Source organism: Paraburkholderia domus, assembly GCF_905220705.1.
GTDB classification, from domain to species: domain Bacteria; phylum Pseudomonadota; class Gammaproteobacteria; order Burkholderiales; family Burkholderiaceae; genus Paraburkholderia; species Paraburkholderia domus.
In genome coordinates this window covers 1-8,683 of record NZ_CAJNAT010000064.1, presented here as the reverse complement: position 1 = coordinate 8,683, position 8,683 = coordinate 1, and the positions used below count along the sequence as shown (strand labels likewise).

At 58.6% G+C, this 8,683-nt stretch carries 6 protein-coding genes and 3 pseudogenes; 6 read left to right on the top strand and 3 right to left on the bottom strand.

The genetic code is table 11. The features are described 5' to 3' along the window. Positions 1 to 184, bottom strand: a pseudogene (locus KHO31_RS38735) (hypothetical protein); the annotation flags it as partial. A gap of 458 nt (positions 185 to 642) precedes the next feature. On the opposite strand from KHO31_RS38735, the pseudogene KHO31_RS38730 reads away from it, so the two are divergent. Further along, a pseudogene (locus KHO31_RS38730) lies at positions 643 to 768 on the top strand (ATP-binding protein); the annotation flags it as partial. A gap of 151 nt (positions 769 to 919) precedes the next feature. Then, positions 920 to 2,080 carry a PI-PLC domain-containing protein gene (locus tag KHO31_RS38725; protein WP_211626086.1) on the top strand — a complete coding sequence of 387 codons (1,161 nt, stop codon included), beginning with the start codon at positions 920 to 922 and terminating at the stop codon, positions 2,078 to 2,080. 390 nt (positions 2,081 to 2,470) lie between these two features. On the opposite strand, the gene KHO31_RS38720 is transcribed toward KHO31_RS38725, so the two are convergent. Next, positions 2,471 to 3,502 carry an NAD(P)H-quinone oxidoreductase gene (locus KHO31_RS38720; protein WP_201086486.1) on the bottom strand — a complete coding sequence of 344 codons (1,032 nt, stop codon included), beginning with the start codon at positions 3,500 to 3,502 and terminating at the stop codon, positions 2,471 to 2,473. 152 nt (positions 3,503 to 3,654) lie between these two features. On the opposite strand from KHO31_RS38720, the gene KHO31_RS38715 reads away from it, so the two are divergent. Both KHO31_RS38715 and KHO31_RS38710 read left to right on the top strand, forming a co-directional pair. Then, the gene (locus tag KHO31_RS38715; protein ID WP_201084011.1) at positions 3,655 to 4,548 is read left to right on the top strand and encodes a LysR family transcriptional regulator; all 894 of its coding nucleotides are present in this window, start codon (positions 3,655 to 3,657) and stop codon (positions 4,546 to 4,548) included. A gap of 210 nt (positions 4,549 to 4,758) precedes the next feature. Then, complete coding sequence (locus tag KHO31_RS38710; protein ID WP_211626084.1) at positions 4,759 to 6,012, top strand: D-amino acid dehydrogenase; 1,254 nt, start codon at positions 4,759 to 4,761, stop codon at positions 6,010 to 6,012. Between the two features lie 341 nt (positions 6,013 to 6,353). Here KHO31_RS38710 and KHO31_RS38705 read toward each other — a convergent pair whose 3' ends face one another. Next, complete coding sequence (locus KHO31_RS38705; protein WP_201139311.1) at positions 6,354 to 6,806, bottom strand: DUF3828 domain-containing protein; 453 nt, start codon at positions 6,804 to 6,806, stop codon at positions 6,354 to 6,356. A 138-nt stretch (positions 6,807 to 6,944) separates the two neighbouring features. On the opposite strand from KHO31_RS38705, the gene KHO31_RS38700 reads away from it, so the two are divergent. After that, positions 6,945 to 7,952, top strand: coding sequence for a DUF2167 domain-containing protein (locus KHO31_RS38700; RefSeq protein ID WP_211626082.1), 1,008 nt, complete (start codon positions 6,945 to 6,947; stop codon positions 7,950 to 7,952). A gap of 10 nt (positions 7,953 to 7,962) precedes the next feature. Then, positions 7,963 to 8,568, top strand: a pseudogene (locus tag KHO31_RS38695) (site-2 protease family protein); the annotation flags it as partial. Positions 8,569 to 8,683: the final 115 nt, after the last annotated feature.

Sequence of the window (8,683 nt, the reverse complement as noted above, 5' to 3'; positions counted from 1 at the left end):
CAATTTGAACTCGAGCGTGTACTGCGCCCGCTTTGCCTTGCTTGTCATTGTTCTTCTCCTTGCTTGAGTTTACCTGCTCAGCAAGGGATTCGTTTTTCGGGGGCAAGCTCACTTCGACCCCGGCCGACATGCAACCGGCAAGCAGCGCGCCGCACAGCAGCCCAACTACCAGTCCATGTTTCATGTTGCCCTCGTATTCACAATTCTATGACGACGGAGTGTGGTCGGCACGCGGCGAGAAAGGGGGGCGCTTCAGAAAACAGAAAAAAAGCACGTTAGTGGCAGGCGATCGTCGCAAAACTACCCTTATCGTCCGCTAGACCAAGCGCCGTATCAACGACTGCTTCCAAAAGAGCAAGGGCCATCTGGTCTTTCGTACCACTGGTGGTGACGTTGCCGGTGCACGATTTTGTTCCCACTTTTCGCGGTATTTTGTTCCAGCCTCTTGTGCAAAACTCAGCGGACGCTCATGGCGATGTCGCAATGCAGGTCCTCGAATATCTTGGCAGTGAATCCGAGGCAGTCTTTGACGACCGGATTGGTGTCACCCGTACGGCAGAGAAGACCGATACTGCCCGGTCTTGCCTGGTCGATGAGTCTTCTGAAGGTCACGGAACTCGTGTGAAACGTCGCGGCCGAGGCGGAGACCCGACACTCGCCGACGCGATCCTCGATCGGCTCGTTCACAACGCCCATCGACTCACGCTCGCCGGCAAGTCGATGCGCAAACGCCGAAATGGTTTGACCAGCAAGGATGTGTCGGAGTAAAAACGCTCAGACCCGCATCGCCACGTCCGCAGCGTTCGCTTACTCGTGGAATGCGCGTTCGGATAACCGTGGATTGCACGTTCGCTTACGCATGGAATGAGCGTTTGGTCTGCGTGGAACACGCACTCTCTCTATCGGAGGTACGACGGCCATGATCACTTACTACATGTTGGGCGGCGGCAAGCGGCTCTGCGACATCGTCTTCGCCGGCAGCCACGACGCGGGCATCACGGGCGGCGACGCCAACGTCCAGACCCAGGACCTCGAAATCTTCGAGCAGGCCCAGGCCGGCGTGCGCCTATTCGACCTGCGGATCGCGGCAACCAAGAGTTCGACTCTGTCCTCCTCGCCGGTGTTGCTGAAGGCCTTCCATGCCGACCCGAAGCTGATGCACCAGAAGGAAAAGAAGGACAAGACCGTCTTCGACCTGGGCGGCAGGAAGGCTAACGTCACCACCACCAAGCTGCCGCTGGACGGCGCGTTCGGCATGCGGCTCGTGGACATGCTGAAACAGGCGAAGGAGTTCGTCAAATACAACGGCAGCGAATTCCTGCTCCTGAAGTTCGACAAATGCACGAACTGGACCATCATCGCGGAGATCTGTGTGCGGGAGCTCGGCAGCGCTCTCTTCACGGGCACGGGCAGCCTCAACGAGAAGACGCTCGACCAGTTGAAGAAGCACGTCGTCGTGCTCTTCACCCCGAAGGGCATCGCCGAAGTCGCCGGCCAGGGCTACCTTTCGTCGACCGGGATCTGGGGTTGCAAGAGCCTCGCGGACGGCACCGGCTACAGCAGCGGCTACGACGGCCTGCAATACGTCGGCAAGGGCGGCACGGACGCGCTCAACGGCGACAGCGACATGGGCAAAATCGCGTCCAACATCGAGACGCAAAGTGGGCTGATGCAGATCGGCGCCCTCAACTCCGACCCCAAGGTGATGGGGATGATGTACTGGACGACCACCGGCCTGAAGCGGAGCATCCGGGAGCGCAACTCGACCATGTGGGGGCCGGACAACCGTCCGACCGCGCTCACCGAGTTGTGGATGGCCGGCTTCGGCGAGGCGATCGAATCGCGGCTGCCGACCTACGTCTCGTCGACCGACTACACGAACGGTGTCGCGCTGAAGGTCTTCATGCCCAACATCGTCATGATCGATTTCGCCGACATCGACAAGGGCAAGTTCATCTTCGAATTGAACATGAAGGCGAGCACGGAGCTCACTCAGACCGCACGCAAGATCGAGCAGGCGCGCAAGCTGGCGCAGGGCCAGGGCGGCGGCCGGCGCCAGCAGCGGGTCGGTCTGTTCTGAGTACCACCGGCCCCGGATAGTGGAGACCGGCAACTTCGCGTTCAATGGCGTGGACATTCGCGCGGAAGATGAATCAAGGGCTGCGCGCGGCTTTTTGGCCTTGCTGTTAGGCTTGTTTCGGAAACGAATATGGCGGCCGCTGGCGGCTCGGCGAGCCGAATTGTCTACGTAGTTCATCCGCCAGCTTCCGCTAGTATTCCAGCCGCTCCAACGGCATGTTTCGCTGATCATTGAACGGCAGGTTGTGGCCGACCGACGACGAACGACTTCGGCCGATCGTCGAGCAGATCGTGAGACAGACCGCTACCTTTAAAAGGAACGTTTTTTCTTGGCGTTCTTCACAAAACCGGCAAGGGGCTTGCAACCTCCGTTTTGGCTGCAAGTCACGCTTCAGCCGATGAGATCCGCACCCGTCGTCAGGACAATCTTTCCAAAGTGCGTGCCGGAATCGATCAGCTCGTGAGCGCCGCGAGCGTCGGCAAGCGCAAAGGTCTTGTAGACAACCGGCTTGATCTTGCCGCTCTCGATGTGCGGCCAGACATGCTGCTCGAGTTCAGTGACGATGGCCGCCTTGTCCGCGGATGTGCGCGATCGCAATGTTGAGCCCATATGCGTCAGACGTTTCGTCAACATTGGCACGAGGTTAAGATCCTTCGCCGGCCCCTTGATCACGCCCACCTGGAGGATCCGTCCGTCCATGGCTGCGGCGTCATAGTTTCTAGCTACGTAATCGCCGGCAATGATGTCGAGAATCACGTCGACGCCTCTTCCATCGGTAAACCGCTTGGTTTCGGCGACGAAATCGTCCTCGCGGTAATCGATCGCGAGGTCTGCGCCTAGCGCCAGGCTGGCCTCCCGATGCGCCGGCGAGCCCACTGTCGTGATGATTTTCGCGGCACCGAAAGCCTTCGCCAGCATGGTCGCCGTGGTACCGATACCTGACGCGCCGCCATGGATCAACACCGATTCGCCGGCAACCAGCTTGCCGCGCTGGAACAGGTTCAGCCATACCGTCATAAACGTTTCGGGCATGGCCCCCGCTTCCACCAACGTCAGGCCTTTGGGGATATGCATCGTGTTGCAGGCATGCGCGACGGCATATTCGGCGTAGCCACCTCCGGGAATCAATGCACACACCAGTTCGCCGATCCGGAATTGCGACACGTCGGCCCCAACGGCAACCACTTGACCTGCCACTTCCAGACCAGGAATGTCCGAAGCGCCGGGGGGCGGATCATACAGCCCTTTGCGCTGGAAAACGTCTGGACCGTTCACGGCAGCTGCGTGGATGCGGATCAGAACCTGATCGGCGGCCGGCATCGGCACCGGGCGCGTAGTCGGCACCAGAACCTCAGGACCGCCGGGCTGTTGGATCTCAATGGCCATCATGGACGACGGCACACGATAAGTTGAAGCAGACATGGATACCACTCCTTCGATTGATGAGGCTCGATTGATCCGGTCGGATCACTGAACGAGGAACTCTTGCGCTCAGTATAGGAGTCGACATTGATGAATCTGTGCAGCATTATTCATGCTGTGAGATGCAAATTTGCATCAGGGAGGGTGGCACGATGAACTGGGATGACGCGCGAGTGTTTCTCGCGGTCGAGCGCGAAAAAACGCTCCGTGGAGCGGCCAGAACGCTCAATCTCGATCAGGCGACGGTCGGCAGACGGATTGCAGCACTGGAGCACGCCCTGCGTGCAACGCTCTTCCTGCGCACCTCCGAGGGCTACGCGTTGACCGCCGCGGGCGAAACCGCGCTGAGATCAGCGGAGAAAATGGAACACTCCGCGCACGAACTCGTCAGACAAACTCAAGGCACGGATACACGGCTGGCGGGGGACGTAAGAGTCACCAGCACCGACTCGATCGCGCTCGACTTCCTGCTTCCCGCCATCGAACGCCTGCATGCTGCGCATCCCGAAGTGCGCATCCTGCTGGACACGTCGACGCGCATGCTAAATCTGGCAAAGCGTGAAGCGGATATCGCGGTCCGTTCCGTCAGGCCGGACAATCCCGATCTGATCGCGCGGCGGCTGGCTCGCTGGCCCATGGCGCTCTTTGCATCGAAGGCCTATCTTGAGCAGCACGGCAAGCCCGCCGCTGGCTCCGCATTCGCGGGCCACGATCTTGTCGTCTATCAGGGAAACTGGACCGGTAGTCGATCACCCACATCACCGACTCTGGCTGGCGAACCGACACACGCGGGGCGCATCGTATCGACCTTCAATTCCAGCCTCATGCTGCGTACTGCGGTAAAGGCCGGCCTCGGCCTCGGTGAGCTTCCAATACATCTGGCTGAACACGACGGCCTCGTGCAGATATGGCCAGAACCCGCACGTGGGGCGGTCTACGAAATCTGGCTCGTCACGCATCAAGACCTTCGGCATACCGCACGCATCGCGGCAATGATTGAGGGCATCGCCTCCGCGTTCGAAGATCACACCAAGCACACAAATTAGTCATGAGGGTTCCAGACGGGCCGAACACAAACAGAAATCGCATACCATTCAACCAATTACGCTCTGAGTCCCACGCCGCTTCCCGATCGCCTCGCGTCACTCAGTGTCCGCAAAACAAGGGGACGCCGACCTATGCAACAACGCTGCATCGTTCATACTTTGCATTGGCATCAGAACCAGAAATGAACAGGTTTTTTGCAGGAGACCTTGATGCGAATTTTGATTCTTGGAGCCGGCGTGGTCGGTGTGACGAGCGCCTGGTATCTGGCGCGCGCCGGCCATGAGGTGGTGGTGCTCGATCGCCAACCCGCTGCGGCGCTCGAAACCAGCTTCGGCAACGCCGGCCAGATTTCGCCGGGCTACGCGTCGCCGTGGGCCGGGCCGGGCGTACCCGCCAAGGCCATCAAATGGCTACTGCAGAAGCATCCGCCACTGTCACTCCAACCAGACGGCACCTTGTTTCAGGTGCAATGGCTCACACAGATGCTGGCTAACTGTACTAAACGACGCTATGCCGTCAACAAGGCGCGCATGGTGCGGCTTGCCGAATATAGCCGCGACTGTTTCATGGCGCTGCGCAGCGAGACCCATATCACCTATGAAGGTCGCCAGCAGGGCACGCTGCAAGTCTTTCGCACGCAAAAGCAGATGGACGGTTCCGCCAAGGACATTGACGTTCTGAAGGAAATGGGCGTGCCTTATGAGTTGCTGTCGCGCGACGAACTGGCTCGCGCCGAACCAGCGCTTGAAGGCTCGAAGGATAAACTGGTCGGTGGCTTGCGTTTGCCAGGCGATGAAACCGGCGACTGCCATGTGTTCACCACCAAACTGGCCGAGATGGCGCAAGCACGGCACGTGCAGTTCCTGTTCAAGCGCAGCATCGATGGCCTGGTCGTGGAAGGCGACACGCTAAAGGGTGTCCGTTCCGACGGCGAAACTTTGACTGCGGACGCGTGTGTCGTAGCACTGGGCAGCTATTCCACCGCATTGCTGCGCGGCCTGGTTAGCATTCCAGTCTATCCCGTCAAGGGTTACTCAATCACTGTGCCGATTACCGACGCGGCGCAGGCGCCCGTCTCGACCATCCTCGATGAAACCTACAAAGTTGCGGTCACCCGCTTTGAGGATCGAATTCGCGTGGGCGGCATGGCCAATCTGGTGGGCTTCGACAAGGAACTGCACGGCACGCGGCGCGAGACGCTGGAATATGTTGTCACCGACCTGTTCCCGCATGCTGGCGACGTGACGCAGGCCAGCTTCTGGACTGGCCTACGGCCTATGACTCCAGACGGCACGCCGATTATCGGCCCGACCTCGATCAAGGGCCTATGGCTTAATACCGGCCACGGCACGCTGGGCTGGACCATGTCCTGCGGTTCGGGGCAAGTGCTGGCGGATTTGATGTCGGGGACTACGCCGGCGATTACCGCCAACGATTTTGCGGTCAGTCGCTACAAGAACTAACCGGACGGGCAACTGGGTGTGCGCCACCCAGTTAGGACGGACGCTATTCCCGAAACCAGGCGTCGGGCCGGTGCTTGATCGCCGAGCAAACGCATTCGCTTTAGCTAACTTGCGCCGTCGCCACTCTCCCAGCGAACGTACGCGGCAGTACTCATCGCGTCGATGTTCGGCAGTTCGCCGACGCGAACGTGCTGAAAAAAACCCAAGCAGTGGCCCCGAGGGGATTTTTCTGGTGTGGGTTCAATCCAGCACGAATATCGCAAGCGTTTCCAATGCAACGATCTGTCATCGTTGACGCGCCGAAGAAGCTGCTGCGCGATTAACTGCTGGCGTTAGACGGTCTATTGATAATCGAGCGTGTCATCGACTTTGGTGATCTTCCATCTGTCGCCTTGCTTGCGCAGAAACACCAACACGCTGATCTTGTCTTTCGAGCCGAACGTAACTGGAACAACCGCAACATCGCCGAGCATGATCGCTTGGTGTGTTTCGATTTTGTTAGACCAGTCATGTTCATCGTAGTCCTGAACCTTCGTGAAATAGTCGGCGTCGCCAGGCAGCCTGTTATGGCGGTAAGCGTTTCGAAGTCCCTCGGCAGTCGCCTTGGTCACGTAGACATAAATGCCCTTGTCCAACAACGGATAGATATCTTTAGATTCCAACTTGATGTACCAGGCGTAAAACGCCTTCGTGCTTGAATCAGGGGTGGCGCTGTCCGCGAACGCCGCTTGCTGGAAAAGTAACCCGCCAACCAGCAGCAATACCGACACGGCGAGGGTCAATAGCTTCTTCATCTTTCGTCTCAGTTGTGTCGATAAACCTTTGCGGGCAGATTTCTCAAGAGTTGTTTCGGGCTGCCGTTACACAGAGATAGCTAGCCCAAAAATTAGCAGTCTGGCAGAAAGTCTCTCGACACGGAACAGACAATAACTATGAAAGTGCTGACCAAATTCCTCTTTTGTCTTTGCTGCATTGCAATGGCCACGACTGGCTTCGCTCAAACCGATGCGACTCAGACCGAATTGAACGCTGCGGTGAAGGAAGCCAACGCGGCGTTGATTCACGGCCCCAGTAAGATCGCAGTTCTCGACCAAGCTAGCTTTGCGCTGCCTGCAAACAGCGGATTCGTACCGGCCGCCGCGGCCATCCGTTACTTGCGCGCGCTTGGAAACACCATAGATGAGAAGTCTCTCGTTGGTTTGATCGTACCGCTGACTGCCAATACCGACTGGCTTGCTGTTCTTACCTTTGAGAAAGCTGGCTATGTTCGCGACGACGACGCGCGGGACTGGCATGCCGACGATATTTTGAAAAATCTCCGCGACGGAACCGAGCAATCCAATGCAGGACGCAAAAGCCGTGGGCTGCCGGAATTAGAAGTGACTGGCTGGGCAGAGCCGCCGGCATACGATGCAAAGACACATCACCTCGTTTGGTCAGCAATCGTACGGGCCAAAGGACAGAATGCAAGTTCGCCAACCGGAGTCAACTATCGAACGCTTGCCCTTGGGCGCGATGGCTATCTTTCGTTGACGATGGCGACGCAACTTTCGATGCTGGCTACTACCAAGCCAACGGCGAACGCACTGCTTGCCGACATCGACTATATGGACGGCAAGCGCTATGCGGATTTCAACGCCACGACCGACCATGTCGCGGAATACGGGCTTGCCGCGCTGGTCGCCGGCGTCGCCGTGAAGAAACTCGGTTTATTCGCGATCATCGCCGCGTTCGCGGCGAAGTTCTTCAAAGTTGGGCTGGTGGCGTTCCTCGCGTTCGGCGCGTCGATCAGGCAGTTTTTCAAACGCAAGCCGAAAACTACCCAGCCGGTTGCCGTCAGCTCGCCGGTTCCTGAACCTGTCAGCGAACCGGCGACTGATGTCTCCACGCGGGCGGACGACGCAACTTCGTCGTCCGCGGGAGCGGACGAGCGCCAGTGATCGAACCATCGTGACAAAACTGCTGATTTTGCTGCTGGGCGGACTCAAGCTCGGGAAAATTCTGACCACGACAGGCACGATGTTGCTGTCGATAGTCGTCTATGCAATCTTTTATGGCTGGCGATTCGCTGCGGGATTCGTGCTGTTGCTATTCGTACACGAGGGCGGCCATTACGTGGCCGCGCGGCAGCGAGGGTTGGATGTGGGGGTGCCGACTTTTGTTCCGTTTGTAGGTGCGTGGATTCAGTTGAAGGAGATGCCCCACGATGCGGAAACGGAGGCGTGTGTCGGCCTCGCTGGGCCATTTACGGGAACGTTGGGGGCTCTCGCGTGCTACTTTCTCGCGCGCCACTTCGATAGCGCCTGGCTACTGGCGTTGTCTTACGCGGGTTTCTTTCTGAACCTGTTCAATATGATTCCGCTGTCGCCGTTCGACGGCGGCCGTATCACCGCCGTGCTCTCGCCGCGAATCTGGTTCGCGGGCGTTCCTGTGCTCGTCGGATTGTTCGCGTGGCATCCTAGTCCGCTCCTGATCGTCATGGCTATCCTGGCGATGCCGCAACTCAAGCGCGCATGGCATTACGATCCGACTAGTCCGGAGAGCGTTCGATACTATGGTATGAGATTGACCCGGTTCAACGGACAGATTTGCAGTTGGGTTTAGTGTGATGTTGAACCTCCCGGGAGTGTTGAGTCGCGGGTTGTCCATGGCCGGGCGGCGGGTCGCCTGT

What these genes read in the sequence shown, in the direction of transcription:
- KHO31_RS38710 (WP_211626084.1), top strand. Translation starts at nt 4,759, where the DNA reads ATGCGAATTTTGATTCTTGGAGCCGGCGTGGTCGGTGTGACGAGCGCC.
- KHO31_RS38700 (WP_211626082.1), top strand. Translation starts at nt 6,945, where the DNA reads ATGAAAGTGCTGACCAAATTCCTCTTTTGTCTTTGCTGCATTGCAATG.
- KHO31_RS38705 (WP_201139311.1), bottom strand. Translation starts at nt 6,806, where the DNA reads ATGAAGAAGCTATTGACCCTCGCCGTGTCGGTATTGCTGCTGGTTGGC.
- KHO31_RS38725 (WP_211626086.1), top strand. Translation starts at nt 920, where the DNA reads ATGATCACTTACTACATGTTGGGCGGCGGCAAGCGGCTCTGCGACATC.
- KHO31_RS38720 (WP_201086486.1), bottom strand. Translation starts at nt 3,502, where the DNA reads ATGTCTGCTTCAACTTATCGTGTGCCGTCGTCCATGATGGCCATTGAG.
- KHO31_RS38715 (WP_201084011.1), top strand. Translation starts at nt 3,655, where the DNA reads ATGAACTGGGATGACGCGCGAGTGTTTCTCGCGGTCGAGCGCGAAAAA.